At 40.6% G+C, this 21,504-nt stretch carries 15 protein-coding genes, 1 tRNA gene, 2 rRNA genes, 1 other RNA gene and 5 pseudogenes; 5 read left to right on the top strand and 19 right to left on the bottom strand.

Features of this window, described 5'->3' with window-relative positions; genetic code table 11:
* Nucleotides 1-72 precede the first annotated feature (72 nt).
* Complete coding sequence (gene polA, locus QM959_RS05900; RefSeq protein ID WP_414372023.1) at nucleotides 73-2,706, bottom strand: DNA polymerase I; 2,634 nt, start codon at nucleotides 2,704-2,706, stop codon at nucleotides 73-75.
* A gap of 147 nt (nucleotides 2,707-2,853) precedes the next feature.
* Between polA and QM959_RS05895 the strand changes: the two are divergent.
* Both QM959_RS05895 and QM959_RS05890 read left to right on the top strand, forming a co-directional pair.
* Nucleotides 2,854-3,729, top strand: a pseudogene (locus QM959_RS05895) (Rpn family recombination-promoting nuclease/putative transposase).
* Nucleotide 3,730: 1 nt separating this feature from the next.
* A pseudogene (locus tag QM959_RS05890) lies at nucleotides 3,731-4,195 on the top strand (hypothetical protein); the annotation flags it as partial.
* Between the two features lie 136 nt (nucleotides 4,196-4,331).
* Here the strand turns inward: QM959_RS05890 and QM959_RS05885 are convergent.
* From QM959_RS05885 to comW, 15 genes are all read right to left on the bottom strand, one after another.
* A complete protein-coding gene (locus QM959_RS05885) occupies nucleotides 4,332-5,849 on the bottom strand; it encodes a PspC family transcriptional regulator (RefSeq protein ID WP_414372021.1) in 1,518 nt (505 codons plus the stop codon).
* Nucleotides 5,850-5,990: 141 nt separating this feature from the next.
* Nucleotides 5,991-7,316: a nucleoside triphosphate hydrolase gene (locus QM959_RS05880; protein ID WP_414372020.1), complete on the bottom strand. Its 1,326-nt coding sequence runs from the start codon at nucleotides 7,314-7,316 to the stop codon at nucleotides 5,991-5,993.
* A 143-nt stretch (nucleotides 7,317-7,459) separates the two neighbouring features.
* Nucleotides 7,460-8,365 (bottom strand): N-acetylmuramoyl-L-alanine amidase family protein, encoded by a 906-nt coding sequence (locus QM959_RS05875; RefSeq protein ID WP_414372018.1) that lies wholly within the window; start codon nucleotides 8,363-8,365, stop codon nucleotides 7,460-7,462.
* Between the two features lie 374 nt (nucleotides 8,366-8,739).
* Complete coding sequence (locus QM959_RS05870) at nucleotides 8,740-9,627, bottom strand: Rpn family recombination-promoting nuclease/putative transposase (protein ID WP_414372016.1); 888 nt, start codon at nucleotides 9,625-9,627, stop codon at nucleotides 8,740-8,742.
* 118 nt (nucleotides 9,628-9,745) lie between these two features.
* Nucleotides 9,746-10,714 (bottom strand): ribose-phosphate diphosphokinase, encoded by a 969-nt coding sequence (locus tag QM959_RS05865; protein WP_033682853.1) that lies wholly within the window; start codon nucleotides 10,712-10,714, stop codon nucleotides 9,746-9,748.
* Nucleotides 10,715-10,858: 144 nt separating this feature from the next.
* Nucleotides 10,859-11,674: a PrsW family intramembrane metalloprotease gene (locus QM959_RS05860; RefSeq protein ID WP_414372013.1), complete on the bottom strand. Its 816-nt coding sequence runs from the start codon at nucleotides 11,672-11,674 to the stop codon at nucleotides 10,859-10,861.
* A gap of 24 nt (nucleotides 11,675-11,698) precedes the next feature.
* On the bottom strand, nucleotides 11,699-12,196 hold the full coding sequence (locus tag QM959_RS05855) for a beta-class carbonic anhydrase (protein ID WP_004240973.1): 498 nt from the start codon (nucleotides 12,194-12,196) through the stop codon (nucleotides 11,699-11,701).
* A 143-nt stretch (nucleotides 12,197-12,339) separates the two neighbouring features.
* Nucleotides 12,340-13,035, bottom strand: coding sequence for a TIGR00266 family protein (locus QM959_RS05850; protein WP_414372011.1), 696 nt, complete (start codon nucleotides 13,033-13,035; stop codon nucleotides 12,340-12,342).
* 70 nt (nucleotides 13,036-13,105) lie between these two features.
* A complete protein-coding gene (radA, locus tag QM959_RS05845; protein WP_414372087.1) occupies nucleotides 13,106-14,467 on the bottom strand; it encodes a DNA repair protein RadA in 1,362 nt (453 codons plus the stop codon).
* Between the two features lie 13 nt (nucleotides 14,468-14,480).
* Nucleotides 14,481-15,038 (bottom strand): histidine phosphatase family protein, encoded by a 558-nt coding sequence (locus QM959_RS05840; protein ID WP_414372010.1) that lies wholly within the window; start codon nucleotides 15,036-15,038, stop codon nucleotides 14,481-14,483.
* Entirely contained in the window at nucleotides 14,998-15,441 is a 444-nt protein-coding gene (locus QM959_RS05835) for a dUTP diphosphatase (protein ID WP_000701981.1), read from the bottom strand. The genes QM959_RS05840 and QM959_RS05835 overlap by 41 nt, the downstream gene beginning before the upstream one ends.
* A gap of 56 nt (nucleotides 15,442-15,497) precedes the next feature.
* Nucleotides 15,498-15,595: signal recognition particle sRNA small type (ffs, locus tag QM959_RS05830), an RNA gene on the bottom strand.
* 32 nt (nucleotides 15,596-15,627) lie between these two features.
* Nucleotides 15,628-16,095, bottom strand: a complete 468-nt coding sequence (gene tadA / locus QM959_RS05825; RefSeq protein WP_001110112.1) for a tRNA adenosine(34) deaminase TadA — start codon at nucleotides 16,093-16,095, stop codon at nucleotides 15,628-15,630.
* Nucleotides 16,096-16,448: 353 nt separating this feature from the next.
* On the bottom strand, nucleotides 16,449-17,735 hold the full coding sequence (locus QM959_RS05820) for an adenylosuccinate synthase (RefSeq protein WP_001832534.1): 1,287 nt from the start codon (nucleotides 17,733-17,735) through the stop codon (nucleotides 16,449-16,451).
* Nucleotides 17,736-17,965: 230 nt separating this feature from the next.
* Nucleotides 17,966-18,202, bottom strand: a complete 237-nt coding sequence (gene comW / locus QM959_RS05815; RefSeq protein WP_414372008.1) for a sigma(X)-activator ComW — start codon at nucleotides 18,200-18,202, stop codon at nucleotides 17,966-17,968.
* A 382-nt stretch (nucleotides 18,203-18,584) separates the two neighbouring features.
* Between comW and QM959_RS05810 the strand changes: the two are divergent.
* From QM959_RS05810 to QM959_RS05800, 3 pseudogenes are all read left to right on the top strand, one after another.
* Nucleotides 18,585-19,098 (top strand): annotated as a pseudogene (locus QM959_RS05810) (helix-turn-helix domain-containing protein); the annotation flags it as partial.
* A gap of 40 nt (nucleotides 19,099-19,138) precedes the next feature.
* Nucleotides 19,139-20,186 (top strand): annotated as a pseudogene (locus QM959_RS05805) (IS630 family transposase).
* A 5-nt stretch (nucleotides 20,187-20,191) separates the two neighbouring features.
* Nucleotides 20,192-20,786: pseudogene (locus tag QM959_RS05800) on the top strand (transposase); the annotation flags it as partial.
* Nucleotides 20,787-20,904: 118 nt separating this feature from the next.
* On the opposite strand, the gene QM959_RS05795 reads toward QM959_RS05800, so the two are convergent.
* The 3 genes from QM959_RS05795 to QM959_RS05785 all read right to left on the bottom strand — a co-directional run.
* A tRNA-Asn gene (locus QM959_RS05795) sits at nucleotides 20,905-20,978 on the bottom strand.
* 5 nt (nucleotides 20,979-20,983) lie between these two features.
* Nucleotides 20,984-21,099 (bottom strand): 5S ribosomal RNA (rrf, locus tag QM959_RS05790).
* Between the two features lie 76 nt (nucleotides 21,100-21,175).
* A 23S ribosomal RNA gene (locus QM959_RS05785) occupies nucleotides 21,176-21,504 on the bottom strand; the annotation flags it as partial.

Here is a 21,504-nt window from a genome sequence, read left to right as displayed (position 1 = left end):
TTTTCATCAGTATAGCATATTTTGAAAAGGCTTGCAGATTTTGACTACAAAAAAGGAGGACTAGCCCCCTTTTTATTTAGCTTCGTACCAAGTTGCCCCTTCATTCTCATCTGCAATGAGAGGAACACTGAGTTGAATGGCTTCTTCCATGGTTTGTTTGACCAATTTTTTCATCTCTGCTAGTTCCGATTTCGGAACTTCAAGGACGATTTCATCGTGCACTTGCAACAGCATCTTGGTCTGATAACCACCTTCAACCAAGGCCTTGTCTAGCTGAATCATGGCAATCTTAAGAATATCTGCCGCAGATCCCTGGATAGGAGAGTTGATGGCAGTCCGCTCCGCAAAACCACGAATGTTGAAGTTGCGCGAATTGATATCTGGCAACTCACGACGACGTTTAAAGAGGGTCTCTACATAGCCCTTATCACGCGCTTCACGCACCACTTCATCCATGTAGTTTTTAATGCCCGGGAAGCGTTCAAAGTAGGTATCAATGTAGGCTTTGGCCTCCTTACGGCTGATGCCCAGATTATTAGACAAACCAAAATCTGAAATCCCGTAAACCACTCCAAAGTTAACCGCCTTGGCATTACGACGGTCATTTGCAGTCACATCCTCGGGACGCTCAATGCCAAAGACACGCATGGCTGTCGAAGTATGAATATCAGCCCCCTCTTGGAAGGCCTTGATCAAGTGCTCATCCTTAGAAATATGCGCCAAAACACGCAATTCAATCTGAGAATAGTCGGAGCTGAGCAGCACACTATCCTCCCACTCAGGCACAAAGGCCTTACGAATGAGACGGCCTTGCTCCAAACGCACAGGGATATTTTGCAAGTTGGGATCCACACTAGACAAACGCCCAGTCTGGGTCAAATCCTGCACATAGCGAGTATGAATCTTGCCATCAGACAAAATCCAATCCTGCAAGCCAATCACATAAGTGGATTGAATCTTGGCAATCTGACGGTAGTCGAGAATTTTCTTAACAATTGGCGCAATAGGAGCCAGGCGCTCCAAGACATCCACCGCTGTCGAATAACCTGTCTTGGTTTTTTTAGTGTATTCTAGAGGAAGTCCCAACTTTTCAAAGAGAAGTACGCCCAACTGCTTAGGCGAGTTGATATTAAACTCCTCACCAGCCAGCTCATAAATCTCCTGAGTCAGTTTTTCAATGACAAGCTCATTTTCAGCCTGCATCTCAAGCAAGGTCTCTTTCTTGACCGTAATCCCAGCAATTTCCATCTTAGCAAGGACAAAAGCCAGAGGTTGCTCCATGTCATAAAGAAGCTCTAATTGCCCATTTTCGCTAAGTTTTTCAAGCAAAATAGGCTCTGTTTCGACCAAAACTGCAAGCTTACGAGCTAAATGCTCCAAGAATTTCTCACGTTCAGGAATGGCCTTCTTGACACCCTTGCCATAGAAAGTCTCATCATCAACCAAGTAAGTCTGACCATAAAGACTAGCAATAGTCGCAATTTCATTGTCCTCCACAGTCGAAAGGAGGTATTTCGCCAAACGGCTGTCAAAAGCAGGCCTCTGCAAATCCACACCAAAACGATTCAAGAGAACTTTAGCCTTCTTAAAGTCATAAACTCTCAGAGGTGTTTTTTCTAAAAAGTCCTTGAAAATAGGCTCTTGCAAAATCTCAAGCATGTCTGTAGCATAGAACTTATCTCCACATGACCAGGCAAAACCAACCAAATCATCCGTATGGTAATTCTCACCAAAAAGCTCAAAATGGAAGACAGACTCCGCGCTCAGCATATCTTGACTGACTTGGTCAACAATAGTAAAGTCCAAACTCTCAGACACATCAGCTGACGACACATTTAAAGCCTGCTTGAGCTGTTTGAAGCCCATCTCATCGTAGAATTTTCCAAGATTTTCCACATCTGGACCACTATAGACCAAATCCTCCAAACCAATCTCAATCGGTGCCTTGGTATCAATGGTCGCCAGTGTCTTAGACAAAAAGGCCTGTTCCTTATCATTGATGAGATTTTCCTTCATCTTAGAAGCCTTCATTTCATCGATATTTTCATAAATACCCTCAAGCGAACCATGCTCCAACAAGAGCTTAATACCAGTCTTTTCACCGATTTTGGTCACCCCAGGGATATTATCCGACTTATCACCCATGAGTGCCTTGAGATCGATAAACTGAGTCGGTGTGATACCCATCTTTTCCATGAGATAATCTGGCGTAAAGGCCTCAAACTCAGCCACACCTTTCTTGGAAATTTCAACCACCGTATGCTCATCCGTCAGCTGAATCAAATCCTTGTCCCCACTGACAATCGTAATATCAAAACCATCCTGCTCAGCTAGCTTATCCAGTGTCCCAATAATGTCATCCGCCTCATACTGAGCCAACTCATAGTGACGAATCCCCATATGATTCAGCAACTCACGAATGAAGGGAAATTGCTCACGAAATTCATCCGGAGTCTTAGCTCGACCACCCTTATAGTCCGCATACATCTCTGTACGGAAGGTCGTCTTTCCCGCATCAAAAGCTACTAAAATATGACTCGGCTCAACCCGCTCCAACAAATGGTTCAACATCAACTGAAAGCCATAAATCGCATTGGTATGCAAACCAGCCGCATTCTTAAAACGGTCCAACTGCTGATAGAGCGCAAAAAACGCCCGAAAAGCAACAGAAGACCCATCAATCAATAATAATTTTTTCTTATCCATACACCCATTATAAAGGAAAGCACCAAAAAATACCATTAGGAAGAGCCAGCCCCAATATTTTTCACACTTTTTCCGAATAAATAGATAGAGCCAAAGAATCCCGTAAACCTAGATTTAAAAATGTGCTATAATGAAAGGAGAAAGAATATGATATTACGTCATCCGGGCATCAGCCCGACCAATGATTTGGTTGCTAAGAAAATCTTTAGCAATCCAGAAATCACTTGTCAATTTATCCGCGATATGCTGGACTTACCAGCAAAAAATGTGACCATTTTGGAGGGAAGCAACATTCATGTCTTGCCTTTCATGCCTTATTCGGCGCAGGATTTCTATACCAGTATAGATGTTTTGGCGGAGTTGGACAATGGTACTCAAGTTATCATTGAGATTCAAGTGCATCATCAGAATTTTTTCATCAATCGCCTGTGAGCTTATCTGTACAGTCAGGTCAATCAAAACCTAGAAAAAATTCACCAACGGGAAGGTGATACCCATCAGAGTTACAAACACATCGCACCAGTTTATGCTATTGCTATTGTGGACAGCAATTACTTTTCAGATGACTTGGCTTTCCATAGTTTCAGTATGCGCGAAGACACGACAGGTGAAGTATTAACCATCACCAATAACGGTCAAGAAAACCATCTAGTTAAGATGGCGTTCTTGGAATTAAAAAAATACAGAGAAACCAGCAAAGATCAGGTTCGCAAGCTGTGGTTGGAGTTTTTCGGGAATAAGCCCTTTACCCAAGAACCCGAGCGAGCCATCAGCCAAGCAGACCAACTGCTGGACTACAAGAGCTGGTCCGAGGAGGACAGGAAGATGTTTAGCCAACTACGTATGCGAGAAGAACAAGCCTTGTTAGCACAGGACTATGCCTTGGGACAAGCTGAAGAAAAAGGTTTAGAGCGTGGGAAACTCTTTGCCTTCCTGGATATGGTCCGTCAGGGTCTTCTGACACCTGAGGTTGCTAGCCAGCAATTGGGTATGACCGTCGCTGAGTTTGAGGCACTCTTGTAAGACTATCACCAATAACGGTCAAGAAAACCATCTGGTCAAGATGGCGTTCTTGGAACTAAAAAAATACAGAGAAACCAGCAAGGATAGCGTTCGCAAGCCGTGGTTGGAGTTTTTCGGCAACAAGCCCTTTACCCAAGAACCCGAGCTAGCCATTAACCAAGCAGAACAACTACTGGACTACAAGAGCTGGTCCGAGGAGGACAGGAAAATGTTTAGTCAACAACGCAGACGTGAAGAACAAGCATTGTTAGCACAGGACTATGCCTTGGAAACAGCTAGGGCTGAAGGTATCGAACAAGGTTTAGAGCGTGGTCTTGAACGTGGTCTTGCAGAGGGTATTGAACAGGGGTTAGAACGTGGAAAACTTTTTGCCTTCTTAGACATGGTTCGTCAACATGTTTTAACTTCCGAATTTGCAAGTGAACAATTGGGCATGACTGTCGCTGAGTTTGAGGCCTTGTTCTAAGTTTATAGAATAACATAAAAGTGAACAAGACTAAAATGTCGTTTTGTTCACTTTTTTTCTTTCAATAGAACTCTCACTATAGTCCATATCACAAAAACAGGAGATTTCTCTCCCGTTCAGATTCAATTACTTAAAATTAAACCCACTCACCATTGGCATTTACTGTGTAACCATTGATTGTAGTGCTGACAGCAAGAACTCCTGAACTATAAGCATAGTACCATTTGCCATCTACTTGGAACCAACCAGTCTTCATAGCACCTGAACCATCAAGATAATACCAACTACCACCTTGTTTCAACCAACCAGTCTTCATAGCACCTGAATCGTTCAAATAGTACCAAGTACCACCAACTTGAGCCCAGCCTGTCGCCATGGCACCTGAACCATTTAGATAATACCATGTGCCACCGTCTTGTAACCAACCAGTTTGCATCTCGCCTGAACCATTTAAGTAGTACCAAGTGTCACCTTCTTTAAACCACCATTTTTGCATCACTCCTGCAGCATTAAAGTGATACCATTTACCACCATCTTTCAGCCAACCAGTCTTCATTCCATCTTCTTTAGAGAAATAATACCAGTCACCCTCAACCTTCTTCCAGCCAGCCTGACGATTTCCTTCACTGTCGATGAAGAATTTTTTACCATCAATCACAACAATTCCCTGTTTAAGAACACCTTCCTCATCCAAGAAATAATGTTTCCCATCAACAGTAATATCACCCTTTAGACGGACACCTTCTTTAACATAGTAAGTTTTATCATCGATTTTAACAAAACCAGTTTTCTTCTCACCATCTTCTACAAAATAATAAGTCTTATCAGCAACTTTTACAAAGCCAAGCTTTTTAACACCATCTTTTTCATCTAGATAATATTGCTTACCACCTGCAGTCAATAGACCTTTCTTCATTGCGCCATCAGCTTCAAAGTAGTAGGTCTTATCATCGATTTTTTGCCAACCACTGACCTTTTTACCGTCCTTGATATAGTAGACTTTTCCGTCCTCTGTTTTGAACTGACCTGCCGCTGTAGACTGATTTTGGTTAGAGTTAGTGGCTGTGTTTGAACGATAGATATGATAAAGTATATCACCTTTTAATTCACCAGTAACGTAAGTATAGTTGGGAATATCCAAACGACTGGTATCTGAAGCTGCAGACCCTGTACGTGCATCTTTAATATCTACTGGGACAGTACTACCAGGTTTATATTCAACAAAACGAACTGTTTTTACTGGAGAATTAGAATTTGTTGTTGAGCCATTATTATTGTTGTTTGTACTAGTTCCAGTGTTTTGGTTGTTATCTCTATGGTATGGATTGGTCTGAGTGCCAGAATTCGTAGTACCTGTTGTAGTAGTTGGTGAATACATATGATACATAATACCATTTTCTTCTCTACTAGAAGAATATATATAACTTGCAATTTCAGGGTGATTCTCAATAGATGCAGCTGTCACAGCAGATCCTGTCAATGCATCTTTGATATCAACAGGTCTACCATTTTTAAATGTTGCATAGTGGACTTCCGTAACCGTAGAAGTTGTTGAAGCCGTTGCTGCCCCATTTTCGGCAGCTGTTACTTGTTGAACCATAGCCATAGCTAGCACAGAAGTAGCTAGCAAGATACCTGTTAGTGTTTTCTTCATGAGAAAAACCTCCTTTATTAAATAGTTAAATTTATATAGATTATAGCCTTTTCCTATAATAAATGCAATAAAAAACATAAAAAGTGTATAAATATTTAAATGTAAAAAGAGAGCAGTTGAAAAACCACTCTCTTCCTATTTTTATACCCACTCACCGTTGGCGTTTACGTAATAACCATCAACTGTAGTGCTTACTGCAAGGGCACCTGAACTATAAGCATAGTACCATTTACCACCCACTTGGAACCAACCAGTTACCATAGCACCTGAGTCTTTAAGGTAATACCAAGTACCACCAACTTTAGCCCAGCCAGTTTCCATAGCACCTGAGCTATTTAGGTAGTACCAAGTACCACCATCTTGCAACCAACCAGTTTGCATTTCACCTGAACCATTTAGATAGTACCATTTGTTACCATCTTTGATCCACCATTTTTGCATCACGCCTTCAGCATTAAAGTAGTACCATTTACCACCGTCTTTAAGCCAGCCAGTTTGACGTTTACCTTCTTTAGTAACATAAATCCAGTGATTGTCAACTTTGTTCCAGCCAGCTTTTGTATTAGAATCATCTGTCAAGTAGTAAGTTTTACCATCAACAGTGATTTCACCGAACTTACGTTCACCTTCTTCAGTAACATAGTAATACTTGTCGTCAGAGCCCTTGATCAGACCTGTCTTACGCTCACCTTCTGCAGTGATGTAATACCATTTACCAGCGCTATCTTTTACAATACCTGACTTGGTTGTACCGTCTTCAGCAAAGAAATACCATTTAGCACCTACCTTATGAGCTCCAGTTGTCACAACACCATCTTTGACAAAATAAGTTTTTCCATTTTCAGAGATAATCTCTGTCTTACGAGCTCCATCTGACACAAAATAATAGGTTTTTTCTCCTACTTTAATGAAACCAGTTTTCTTAACACCTTGTCCGTCTAGATAGTAACGTTCAGATGTGTTTTCAATGACACCACGTGCCATAACACCTTCACTATCAAAGTAGTAAGTCTTACCATCGACACTTGCCCAACCTTTTACTGGGTTACCTTTATAGTAAAGATAACGGTTTCCTGCTGACTCACGCCATTTTACGTCCTTGTCAGATGTTTTATATCCCTGAGTATTTAACTCACTCACTGGAGCATCTGGATCATTTGCATGATCTTCAATTTTTGTTCCTTTTTCAACAAACAAATAGTATTTCCTTCCACCTTCAACATAGGCACGTTGAAATTCAAAGCCTTCAATTGTCGAATGTTTAGAGATCGGCTGATTCCCATCTTCAAAAAATACTGTCTTACGTTCTTGTGAACGACCATTAATCACTGTGACCCACTCAGTTCTATAAACAACTTCTTCCGCACTTACTGAACTAGCAGTTGTAGCAGAATAACTTGTCAAAACTGCTGCACTTGCCATTGTGACACTAGCAAGAGCTAGAGCTAAAGCTTTTTTATTTTTCATGTGAAGATTCTCCATTCTTAAATTTAGCTATTATGCTTCTCTTTATTGTATCTTATTTTTACAAAAATTTCTAAGAAAAACTGAACTTTTTATGGAAAAAATAAAAAGCAGAAGGAATCTCCTGCTTTTTTTATTGAACTAGATTATTTAACCCATTCACCGTTTCCGTTTACAGTGTATCCACCTACAGTAGTGTTAACTGCAAGGGCACCTGAACCGTCAACGTAGTACCATTTACCAGAAACTTCAAACCATTGGCTAGCTTTCATAGCACCTGATGTTTCAAGGTAGTACCATTTACCACCGTCTTGCAACCAACCAGTTTGCATTTCACCGTTTCCGTTTAGGTAGTACCAAGTGTTTCCATCTTTAACCCACCATTTTTGCATTACGCCTTCAGCGTTAAAGAAGAACCATTTACCGTCAACTTGTTTCCAACCTGTGACAGCTTTGTTAGATGCATAGTATTTCCAACCAGTTTCTTCTTGTACCCATTCTTCTTTAGCTACATTGTAAGTATCAGTTTTTTCAATTACTAATTCACCAGTAACGAACATGTCTGAACCTTCACGTACAACTTCTTCTGCATCAAGTAGAGTACCTACTGTAAGTTTAGCAGGAACAAAGTAACCTTTTGGAGCTTCATCAATACGGTAAACTACATAACCACCGTTTGCAAGAGGAAACTCAACATCACCTGCTGCATCAGTAACTGCTTCAATCAAAGCTGGTTTTTTGTAGTTGTCAAAGTCTTCTACTGTTGCGTATACCAAAGCAGCTACTTTAGCACCTGCTACAGGGTTCCCTTGGATATCTTTAACATGTACACGAACATGAGTACCATTTCCAAATACATCTGGTAAAACTTTACCATCTTTACCGATACGATTTCTTACAGCGTATGGGTTTGTAGCTGGAGTTGCTGGTTTGTATTGGTTAGCCTCTGGTACTACACCATTACTGTATTGTGCTTGTGAATCAGCTGAAACTGCTTGTACAGCACCAAATGCTGCAAGAGCGACTGCGCTTGTCAATAAAACTTTTTTCATCGTTTTATCTCCTTTGTTTTTCTTTAAAATATTTTTTCGTAAGACTATCTTACTACCATACAGTATATAAATATTTGCAGGATTTGTCAAGGGTTTTCTTAAAGTTTTTAAAGTTTTTACCTATTTTTAGAAAAAAAGGTGAAAAAAACATTTTTGTGAGAAAAAATACCCGTCAAATACTGTATTTTTGAGTGAAAATCTCACAAACTGATCATCCTTGAGTAAAATCATTCATATCTAATCCACATAGATAGTTGGACAGAACTCACGTCTATGGTATTATCTTATAAACCCTCATAAAAGTCAAGTAAAAATGGCAAGTTTTTTGATAAGAACTTGCCATTTCATCAACTTTCTACTATTAAAATGTGACCTTATAGCAAGGCCTCAAACTCAGCGACTGGCATGCCTAATTGCTGGCTGGCAACCTCGGAAGTCAGAAGACCTTGGCGGACCATATCCAGGAAGGCAAAGAGTTTCCCACGTTCTAAACCTTGTTCAATACCTTCTGCCCTAGCAGTTTCCAAGGCATAGTCATGAGCCAATAATGCTTGTTCCTCACGTCTGCGTTGTTCACTAAACATTTTCCTGTCCTCCTCGGACCAGCTCTTATAGTCCAGCAGTTGGTCTGCCTGACTGATGGCTCGCTCGGGTTGTTGAGTAAAGGGCTTGTTGCCGAAAAACTCCAACCACGGCTTACGAACCTTGTCTTTGCTGGTTTCTCTGTATTTTTTTAATTCCAAGAACGCCATCTTGACTAGATGGTTTTCCTGTACATTGTTTGTGATGGTTAAGACCTCACCTGTTGTGTCCTCGCGCATGCTAAAGCTATGAAAAGCTAGGTCATCTGAGAAGTAATTACTATCCACAATTGCGATTGCGTATACTGGTGCGATGTGTTTATAACTCTGGTGAGTATTGCCCTCTTGCTGGCGAATTTTTTCTAGGTTTTGATTGACCTGACTACATAAATAAGCCCACAAACGATTGATGAAAAAATTCTGATGATGGACTTGTATTTCGATGATTACTTGAGTGCCATTGTCCAACTCCGCCAAAACATCTATACTAGTGTAAAAATCCTGTGCCGAATAAGACAGGGAAGGTAAGACGTGAATGTTACTTCCCTCCAAAATGGTCACATTTTTTGCTGGCAAGTCCAGCATATCGCGAATAAATTGACAAGTGATTTCTGGATTGCTAAAGATTTTTTTAGCAACCAAATCGTTGATCGGGCTAATGCCCGGATGACGTACAGTCATATTGCTTCCCCTTTCATTATAACACATTTTCAAAAGCCAGAGTGTTAGATTCTCTGGCTCTATCTATTTATTCGGAAAAGAGATGAAAAAAACCTGAGAATCATCTCAGGCTTGGTCATTAAATCTTTTTCTCAATACTGAAAAGTGGAGAAAGTGGGCGTTTTTCATGGATACGCACAATAGCATCCCCTAGGAGATGAGCGATTGAAATCTGCTCAATCTTATCAATCAAGCGCTCTTCTGGCAGATAGATGGTATCCAAAACAACCAATTTCTTAATAGCTGATTTTTGGATATTGTCCATAGCTGGACCAGATAGAACTGGGTGCGTACAACTTGCATAAACTTCAACAGCGCCGGCTTCCGCAAGGGCATCTGCCGCATGACAAATCGTTCCAGCTGTATCAATCATATCATCGATCAAGATACAAGTCTTGCCTTCGACCTTACCGATGATGTTCATGACTTCACTAGTATTCATCTTATCAACGCTACGACGTTTATCAATAATAGCGATAGATGTTTTCAAAAATTCTGCCAACTTACGAGCACGAGTCACCCCTCCATGGTCTGGGCTGACAACCACATAGTCAGAACCAACCATGCCACGACGCTCAAAATAATCCGCAATCAGAGGAGCTCCCATCAAGTGATCAACAGGAATATCAAAGAATCCTTGAATCTGCGCAGCATGCAAGTCGATAGTCAATAAACGATCCACTCCAGCTACTTCAAGCATATTTGCAACAAGTTTTGAAGTGATTGGCTCACGCGCTCGCGCCTTTCTATCCTGACGTGCATACCCATAGTAAGGCATGACAACATTGACAGATTCTGCACTCGCACGCTTCAAAGCATCTACCATAATCAAAATTTCAAGCAGATTGTCATTTACAGGCGAACTAGTTGATTGTAGGATAAAGACGTGTTTCCCACGGATTGATTCTTCAATGTTGACCTGAATCTCTCCATCTGAAAATTGGCGAACACTTGATTTCCCCAACTCTATCCCAATCTCCTGCGCCACACGTTTTGCCAATTCTTGATTAGAAGAAAGGGCAAACAGCTTTAAATCAGAAAAAGACATGATTTCCTCCGGTATATATGTATCGCTTGTGCTCTTCACAAGATTTTCCATCTACCATTGTAGCGCTTTTTGCACTATTTTTCAATCAAAAATAAAAGAAGGGCACCATATTTGTACCCTTGCATCATTCTTTAGAAAAATATTCTAGTTCATCAACTCATTGTGCTTCTCAACAAAATGATAAGCTTGATAAAAACCGTAAAGAGTAATAGCCGTAACCACTGGAATCGCTAATGGTAACTCTGTCTCCAACTCCACAAATGGAGAGTTAAAGAGGAAATGTGCTCCCAAAGCCAACCCTAAATAAGCAAAGCCCTCTTTCTTGCCAATCTTCTGCCCTTTATAGGCTCTGTAAAGCAAGTAAACACCTACTACAGCAAGACCTGAAAAAGTCCAGTGAGAGGCAATCCCTGAGATAATACGCTCTAAAATTCTCGAAATAGTAAAGTCAAAGCCCTCTGGCAAATCCGTACGAATGTAACCAATATCCTCAATCATTTGGAATCCCAAACCAGAAGCAATTCCTAGTAAAAACAAAGATTTTAATTTTCTCACAGGAATTAAAGCTAACACAAAGGCAAGTGGCAATAATTTAAGCGGCTCTTCTACCAAAGGAGCCACAATCGCACTTTCAAAGGCATTTAAAAATGCACTATCTGGGAAAAGAACACCCAGTAAATCATGGATATAGGTATTAGCAAAGCTAGACAGCCAGCCTGAAAGGAACATCCCACCTAATAGAGACAAAATCAAGGCCTTCTTTGGCAATTCCCATTTTTTCCCAATACGGAAAAGGAAATAGAGAGCCGGAATCATGTAAAAGAGAGCTAGAAAGATAGAAACCCCCATTAGGCCATATTCCGAACCTGACATCGAACCGTCCGTATAGTAAATGGTTTCATACTGTAAACCAATACATAGCAATAAGATAAAAATAAATAAAATACTGTTCTTCTTCATACACTTTCTTTCTAAATGAAGTATTTACAATTCTACGACTGTCATACTTCCTGTATCCACATCGTAAATGGCACCAGAGATAATGACATCATCTGGTATTAGGGGGGAGTCGATAAGGAGTTGCATATCCTCACGCACACTCTCCTCTATATCTTGGAAGGGCAAGAAGTCCTGGTCTGACACATCGACACCTAGCTCCTCTTTCAGATACTCCTGAAAAGGACCATTTTCAAAAGTCTGAGCACCACAGTCTGTATGGTGCAATACCACAATCTCTCTTGTCCCCATCTGTTGCTGGGAAATAACTAGCGAACGAATCATGTCCTCAGTCACTCGACCACCTGCATTCCGCAAGATATGAGCATCCCCAAGTGCCAAGCCCAGAGCTTGCGCAACGTGCAAACGTGAGTCCATACAGGTCACAATGGCTACTCTGGTTTTGGGTTTAAGTGGCAGATTTAACTGCCCGTGTAAGGCAACATAAGCCTGATTGGCTTGCATAAACTGTTCAAAATACGACATGATTCCCTCCTCGAAAATTTGATAGTCAAATATTTCTCCTATCTTATCATTTTTTACCTCGTTTGTCAGCTTTCAGCATTTATATAAAAAACTAGGACAGAGACATCCAGCTTCTAGCTCGGGCTTCTGTCCTAGTTTTTGGTTTATGATCCTTTTTGGATATACTTATTGAGTGAGCCTGCAAAGCTCTGAAGATTGAGACTTTGTACATAAACTTCACCAGTACCTCGGAAAGTATTAACAACCCCTTCACCCGTACCGATTGACTGCCAGAAGCCATTTTCTAAGTGGATGTTATAGTCCAAAGACTGGCTCCAAGCCACCACATGGGCATTGTCGATCGTTATTTCTTGGTTTTGCAGCTCAATTTTCTTAATAGAACCAAAAGCATTGGCCAAAAGAGTTCCCTGACCTTGGGTAGTCATCACAAAAAGACCACCTTGCCCTCCGAACAGAGCTTTTCCAATAGACTGATGTTCCATCGTATAGGAGGCCGTACCATCAAGAGCCAGAAAGGCCCCATCATTCAGTCGGTACTGCTTTTCCCCTAACTCAAGAGCAATCACTTGACCAGGAGTATCTGGTGCTAGAGCAAGGTTGCCGTTGTCAGACTCAGCAGCAGCTTGAGTAATAAAAGTACTTTCGCCAGAAACCATGGAACGTCCCACGGCTTTGACAAATCGTCCTAAACCAGAACCGCTAGCATTGAGCTGGGTATTGAGACTTACATTGGGTGTGTGGTAGATCATGCTACCCCGCTGGATATAGACGAATTCTCCTTGATTGAGCGACAACTCTACCAAAGGAAAATGCATTTGGCTATCCATAGAAAATTTCATCAGAAATTCCTCCTTGTTTTAATAAATATTAGCAATAAAATAATGAGTCATCTAAAACTGACCATAACTATTAAGAGAATACCTTCTTCAAGACTTCTCCGATAGTTGTCACCCCAATCACTTGAATTTCCTTAGGCGGTTGAATGCCAGTCAAAGAATTTTTTGGCACATAGATTTTTGTAAATCCAAGTTTAGCAGCTTCATTGATGCGTTGCTCGATACGATTGACCCGTCGGATTTCTCCCGTTAATCCCAATTCTCCCACAAAACATTCTTGAGGGTTGGTTGGTTTGTCCTTGTAACTTGAAGCAATAGCAACTGCAACAGCCAGGTCAATAGCAGGTTCATCTAATTTGACACCGCCAGCTGATTTAAGATAGGCATCCTGATTTTGAAGCAAGAGACCTGCCCGTTTCTCCAAAACAGCCATAATCAAGCTAGCACGATTGAAGTCAAGGCCTGTCGTCGTACGCTTAGCATTCCCAAACATGGTCGGCGTCACCAAGGCCTGCACTTCAGCAAGAATTGGACGTGTCCCTTCCATGGTCACCACGATGGACGAACCAGTCGCACCGTCTAAACGCTCTTCTAAGAAAACTTGACTAGGATTAAGGACCTCAACCAGTCCACCTGACTGCATCTCAAAAATTCCAATCTCATTGGTCGAACCAAAACGGTTTTTAACTGCTCTCAAGATACGGAAGGTATGATGACGCTCCCCTTCAAAGTAAAGCACTGTATCCACCATATGCTCCAACATACGTGGACCCGCCAAGGTTCCTTCCTTGGTCACATGGCCCACGATAAAGATGGCAATATTATTGGTCTTAGCTAGCTGCATAAGCTCGGCTGTCACTTCCCGCACTTGAGAAACCGATCCTTGAACTCCAGAAATCTCAGGAGACATAATGGTTTGGATGGAGTCGATGATGAGAAAATCAGGCTGGATTCTCTCTACCTCTGCACGAACACTTTGCATATTGGTCTCGGCATAGAGATAAAACTCACTATCAATATCACCCAAGCGCTCTGCACGGAGTTTAATCTGCTGGGCAGATTCCTCACCACTGACATAGAGGACCGTTCCTACTTGAGACAGCTGGGTCGAGACTTGTAAGAGAAGGGTAGATTTCCCGATTCCAGGATCCCCACCGATGAGGACGAGACTTCCTGGTACCACTCCGCCTCCAAGTACACGGTTGAATTCCTCCATCTCCGTCTTGGTTCGATTGACATTGATTGAAGTAACCTCAGCTAGTTTCATGGGCTTTGTTTTTTCACCTGTCAAGGACACACGCGCATTCTTGACCTCGGCAACCTCAACCTCTTCTACAAAAGAAGACCAAGACCCACAGTTAGGACAACGTCCCAGATATTTAGGGGAATTATAGCCACAATTTTGACATACAAATGTCGCTTTTTTCTTTGCGATGATAAACCTCTTTCTATATCTCTAACTCACACTCAATCACTTGGCAAAAATCAATCTTCTCATTTGCCACAAACTGACGTATCAGCATACGATGGGCTACAACTACCACAGTTTGATTGTCTCGATACTTAGCCATACATTCTAGAAAACGAGTCTTCATCTCTGTAGCTGTCTCATATTGAACAGGAGAATTTGGGAGCAACTCCCCATTATTTTCTAAAAATAGTCTTCTAGCTTCTTCAAATCTATCTATGCCACTTTCATAGACCTGCCATTCATGCAATAATGGCTCCACTCTCAAAGGAAGTCCCGTAGCACAAGCCACATAAGAAGCCGTTTCTAAAGCTCTCGTTACTGCAGAAGACACCAGTATATCAGCTGAGTCAAACAAAGGATTTTTGCTCAGTTCCTGAGCTTGTTGCCGTCCCTTCTCAGACAAGGGTGCCAAATCTATCCCAAATCCCGTATAAGAACGCTCCTCTAACTCACGGTAATCTGGCTCACCGTGACGCACAAAGATAATCTTCATCTTAGTGCCCAGTCGATCCAAATCCACCAGTACGAACTCCATCTGCTTCATCTCCATCAGCGATTAAAAATGGTGCAAAGACAGCCTGAACTACACGTTCCCCAACTTCAAGAACAACTTCCTGATCAGTAATATTTTTCATCTGAGCAAAGATATGTCCTTCATTTCCTGGATTACCATAGTAATCCCCATCAATAACACCAACCGAGTTGATTAAGACTAAACCCTTCTTACGAGGATTTGAAGAGCGATCATAAAGATAGAGTACCTCAGTCGGTTGCATATAAGCCTTAACTCCTGTTGGCACGAGGACAATCTCTCCCGGAGCAATCACCGTGCGTTCCGCAACCTTTAAGTCGTACCCAGCTGCATGGGCTGTCTCACGTTTTGGTAGCAAATTTTCATCTGTAAAACTAGAAACCAATTCAAAACCACGAATTTTCATCATCTTCTCTTTTCTATTATCATTTATTCTAGATTATTCTATCTTATTTATTCGGAAAAAGCACGAAAAAAAGAGCACACAATTCAAATCGCTTAGGGCTGCTGGATTCCTCCCCTGACCCGCTTCACGCAGAACTGTTGCTCCACTATTTATTATATCACATTCCTATTCATTTTAAAAGCAAAATTATTTTTTCCGTCTATTTCTAAAAAAGTCCTGCATAATAGCTGCGCATTCATCTTCTAAAATTCCCGTTTCAACCTCTACACGATGATTAAGACGCTCATCTGTCAAGATATCGTACAAACTCCCAGCAGCGCCAAATTTCTGGTTTTTAGCCCCGTAGACCACGTTTGGAATACGGGCGAGTCCAATCGCCCCACTACACATGACACAAGGCTCAATGGTCACAAAAAGCGTGCAATCAAGCAAGCGCCAGCTCTCCTCACTCAGGTTCGCATTCTCTATGGCCATAATCTCCGCATGCATAACCGCTCTTTGCAACTCCTCACGCGCATTATGCCCACGGCCAATGATTTCTCCGTCCTTGACGATCACACAACCAATTGGAATTTCATCGTGTTCCAGAGCAATCTCAGCCTCTCTCAAAGCTTCCCTCATAAAGACTTCTTTTTCTTCAACTGTATAGTTCATCAATTTCCCTTTTCCTAATTATACTCTTCGAAAATCAAATTCAAACCACGTCAGCTTCGCCTTGCCGTAGATATATGTAACTGACTTCGTCAGTCTTATCTACAACCTCAAAGCAATTCTTTGAGCAACCTACGGCTAGCTTCCTAGTTTGCTCTTTGATTTTCATTGAGTATTATCGATTTTATTATTATATCATGATTCCCAACACAAAAAAAGCCACCGAATGCGGTGACTCTATAGGGAGATTATTATGAAAAAGAAAAGTTTAGGATATTTGTTACAACAAGTTAGGAGGTCTTCTTGTAACTGTCTATAGTATACCCGACCTATCTTAAACAAATCTTAAAAATCTCTTAGGACCAAACACTTTCTAAAATATTTGTTTGTTCACGACCAGGACCTACTGAGAAAGTAGAAATACGAACGCCAACCAATTCGCTCACACGACGAACGTAGTTACGCGCATTCTCAGGAAGATCTTCCAAATTACGGACACCGGTGATGTCTTCTGACCAACCTGGTAACTCTTCATAGATAGGTTTGCAACGTTTCAATTGCTCAAGACTAGCTGGATAGTAGTCAATACGTTGACCATCAAGATCATAGGCCACACAGATTTTCACAGTATCTAAACCACTCAAAACATCGATAGAGTTCAATGAAAGGTTCGTAATACCAGAAACACGACGGCTATGACGCATCACAACTGAGTCAAACCAACCTACACGACGTGGACGACCAGTTGTTGTACCATATTCATGACCAACTTCACGGATACGTTCTCCCACTTCATCAAACAACTCAGTTGGGAAAGGACCGTCTCCTACACGACTCGTATAGGCTTTACATACACCAACAACCTTGTCAATCTTACTTGGACCAACACCAGAACCAATCGTAACACCACCAGCCACAGGGTTTGATGACGTAACAAATGGATAAGTACCTTGGTCGATATCTAGCATGACACCTTGTGCACCCTCAAATAGCACACGCTTTCCATTATCAAGCGCATCATTCAAGATAACAGATGTATCTGTTACATATTTTTTGATTTGTTGACCATATTCGTAATACTCTTCAAAAATATCATCAAAAGCAATCGCTTTGCTGTCATACAATTTTTCAAAGAGACGATTCTTCTCAGCAAGGTTACGTTCTAAACGCTCACGGAAAATATCTTTATCCAAAAGATCTGCGATACGAATCCCAACACGAGCAGCCTTGTCCATATAAGCTGGACCAATTCCCTTAATTGTAGTACCAATCTTATTGTCGCCCTTAGCTTCTTCTTGCAAACGATCCAACTCAATATGATAAGGCAAAATAACATGCGCGCGATCAGAAATACGCAAGTTATCAGTTGTAACGCCTTCCTCATGAAGATAGCTCAACTCTTTTACAAGAGATTTAGGATTTACAACCATACCATTCCCAATAACAGAGATTTTTTCAGGGAAGAAAATCCCAGATGGAATCAAGTGCAACTTAAATTTCTTACCATCAATCACAATCGTGTGACCAGCATTATCACCACCTTGGTAACGCGCAATCACTTCCGCATTCGCTGAAAGGAAGTCAGTAATCTTCCCTTTACCTTCATCACCCCATTGGGTACCTACAACAACAACTGAAGTCATAATCTTGTCTGAGCCCTCAGGCTCTTCCTTTCTCACATACATGGCAGGACTCTCACCTGCAATTATATCTTACAATTTATTATAAGAAAAAATCGCCTTTTTATCAAGAAGAAACAATAGAAAGATTTGCTATTTCCAACTATTAAAAAATGATTTAGAAAAATAACCAGCTATTTATTATTATCTTTCAATAAAATAATAAATTTGTTCGGAAATTTACCCAAAACATCTCAACAAGAAATAAATCCCTGATTCATTATCAATTTTTCAAGATACAAACGATAAGCAGCACGATAATGGTAAACAATAAAATCCCTACGATACCTAATACTATATCGGACAAAATAATAAATCAAAAATTTAAAATGAACATGTTCCCAATCAAAATTATCACCAAATACAGTACCATACTCTTCTTCAATATTTCTATAAAAATCTGCCATCTGCTCATAAATTTTTTGTAGCATAAATATATACTCCTTTTCTTTTTATGACCTTATTCTAACAAAAAATTTTACACATTCACTATCAATTCCTGAATTGTCAAAATACAAACCTCAACAAGATAACAAATAGGAAAAGTTGACAGGATAGAAATAAATTTCCTATAATCAATTTACAAAAACTATTACCCTCACTGCAAATCATACAGTACGATTTCCATAGCTTTGAATATTGCTCAGTCTAAACTATGAAGTGATTGAATAGAAGTCTAATGACGCGAGATAGATGGCTCTATAATATTTGTAGTGGGTAAATCCCCTATGGATATTATGGAACCTATTTTGTTGTAGAAAAAAAGTCCCATAAGATCTATAATGAAAAGCAACCAAACCATCATTAGAAAGAATCATGAAGAAGTATGACTTTCAAAACCGTCGAAAATTCCTTACCTTGAAACGACTGGTATGCCTACTAGAATCCTCCTTAGAAAGCGTCGTTTTAAGTACTATCAGTTCTCAAAAATGGCAGTCGCTGAGACTCCCCTCGTCAAGAAAAATCATCAAATCCCTCGTATCATCAACCAAAAGATTGCTCAGAAGCTGATTGAAAAGACTTCTATGACTGATATTGCCCATCAGCTTTCCATTTCAACTTCAACTATTATTCGCAAGCTCAATGAATTCCGTTTTAAGCATGATTTTTCTCGTCTTCCTGAGATTATGTCCTGGGATGTTGAAACAGTCGGGGGAATAACTGTTTCAATCGGGAGATGAATATGAGTTTCATTGCTCAAGATTTTGAAAAGCTAAATATCATCACTGTTCTTGAGGACAGGACACAAGCTGTTATCCGAAATCACTTTCTTCGCTACGATAGAGCTATTCGCTGTCAGGTGAAAATCATTACTATGGATATGTTTATACTAGCCTAAAATCAAAAAACATCTGATAATAGTAGTTATGAAACTTACAAACGAAGAAACACAAAAAATTGAACAACTCTTAAAAGATTCATCGTACGCCAAATATCACAAACGTCTACAGATTATTTATTTTCGCTCAAAAGGAAAGAGTTATAAGGAAATCATGGATTTGCTAGATTGTAATAAAACAACTGTTTGGAGGAATTTGAAAAAATATAAGGAGTTTGGTTTAGAAGCTCTTCTTCAAGAAACCCGTGGTGGACGTCATCGAGAATATATGACTTACGAAGAGGAACAAGCATTCCTAAAACGTCATATAGAAGCTGCTCAGGCTGGGGAATTTGTAACTGTCAATCAGTTATTTGAAGCCTATCAAAAAGAGATTGGTCGCACTTCCACACGTGATGGTTTCTATTATCTCCTGAAACGCCATGGTTGGCGAACGGTCACTCCTCGACCTGAACATCCCAAGAAGGCAGACGCTCAGACAATTGAGACGTCTAAAAATAAAATCTACATTCGAGACCTTAAGTAAGCGCTTTAAAGAGGAGGGGACTTATAACAAAGTACGCTTGATGTACCAAGATGAAGCTGGTTTCGGGAGGATCAGTAAGATGAGTTCTTGTTGGGCTCCTCAAGGAATTCGACCTAGCATTCCTAGTCATTATATGCGAGAATATCGCTATTGTTATGGGGCAGTAGATGCTCAGACAGGAGATTCCTTCTTCCTTATTGCTGGAGGATGTAATACTGAGTGGACGAATGAATTTCTACGGCAAGTCTCACAAGCTTATCCAGATGACTATATTTTACTGGTTATGGATAATGCTATCTGGCATAAATCAAGTACCTTAGAGATTCCAAGTAATATTGAGTTGGCTTTTATCCCACCTTATACACCAGAAATGAACCCTATTGAACAAGTCTGGAAAGAAATTCGAAAACGAGGTTTTAAAAATAAGGCTTTCCAAACATTGGAAGCCGTCATTGATAAGCTTCAAGAAGTTATTTAAGGACTGGAAAAAAGCGTTTTAAAGTCCACTGTCAGTAAACAATGGACAAGGTTGCTTTTTGAAAACAATTGAGTGTTAGTCCTTATTATGATTTAGATAAACAGCTTCGCTTTCGAATTTCTAGGCTCAGGCTAAAACAGTGCACTGGACTGTTTTACTCCAACACTTAAGCCATGCTATGAGTCGTGTTCGTGTCCAAATAATGAATCAATTGGATCGAAAGTCTCATGAATACAAAGCTATTAAGCGATACTGGAAACTCATTCAACAAGATAGTCGGAAACTCAGCGACAAACGTTTTTATCGCCCTACTTTTCGTCTGCACTTGATCAATAAAGAGATTCTAGACAAGCTTTTGAGCTATTCAGAAGATTTGAAACACCACTATCAGCTCTATCAACTCTTGATTTTTCACTTTTAGAATAAGGAACAGGAGAAATTCTTTGGACTCATTGAGGACAATCTAAAGCAGGTTCATCCCCTTTTTCAGACTGTTTTTAAAACCTTTCTAAAGGAGAAAGAGAAAATCGTCAACGCTCTTCAACTACCCTATTCCAATGCCAAAAGTGAAATGCATTTGTATTTCGAAACTTTGAAAACTTCAAAAAACGGATTTGTATGGCTCTGAACATCAAAAAAGAAAGGGCGAAATGTGTCCTTTCTAGATCTTAGCTTTTCTTCAACCCACTACAGTTAACAAAGAGCCGAAAAATATCTCGCCCAAAATAACACTAAATAGATTATGAATTACACAACAAAAAAAGAGGCCTAAACCTCCTATAATTAATTACTCCGCCAGTAGGACTCGAACCTACGACATCATGATTAACAGTCATGCGCTACTACCAACTGAGCTATGGCGGAATAAAGCTAAGCGACTTCCATATCTCACAGGGGGCAACCCCCAACTACTTCCGGCGTTCTAGGGCTTAACTGCTGTGTTCGGCATGGGTACAGGTGTATCTCCTAGGCTATCGTCACTTAACTCTGAGTAATACCTACTCAAAATTGAATATCTATTCAAATTAAGAAAACCTTCAGCTTTCGTATTCTCAGTTACTTTGGATAAGTCCTCGAGCTATTAGTATTAGTCCGCTACATGTGTCGCCACACTTCCACTTCTAACCTATCTACCTGATCATCTCTCAGGGCTCTTACTGATATAAAATCATGGGAAATCTCATCTTGAGGTGGGTTTCACACTTAGATGCTTTCAGCGTTTATCCCTTCCCTACATAGCTACCCAGCGATGCCTTTGGCAAGACAACTGGTACACCAGCGGTAAGTCCACTCTGGTCCTCTCGTACTAGGAGCAGATCCTCTCAAATTTCCTACGCCCGCGACGGATAGGGACCGAACTGTCTCACGACGTTCTGAACCCAGCTCGCGT

The organism is Streptococcus mitis (assembly GCF_047459985.1).
Taxonomy (GTDB): Bacteria; Bacillota; Bacilli; order Lactobacillales; family Streptococcaceae; genus Streptococcus; species Streptococcus mitis_DZ.
Note: the sequence above shows the minus strand (reverse complement) of the source record. Positions and strands in the feature narration are given on the sequence as shown.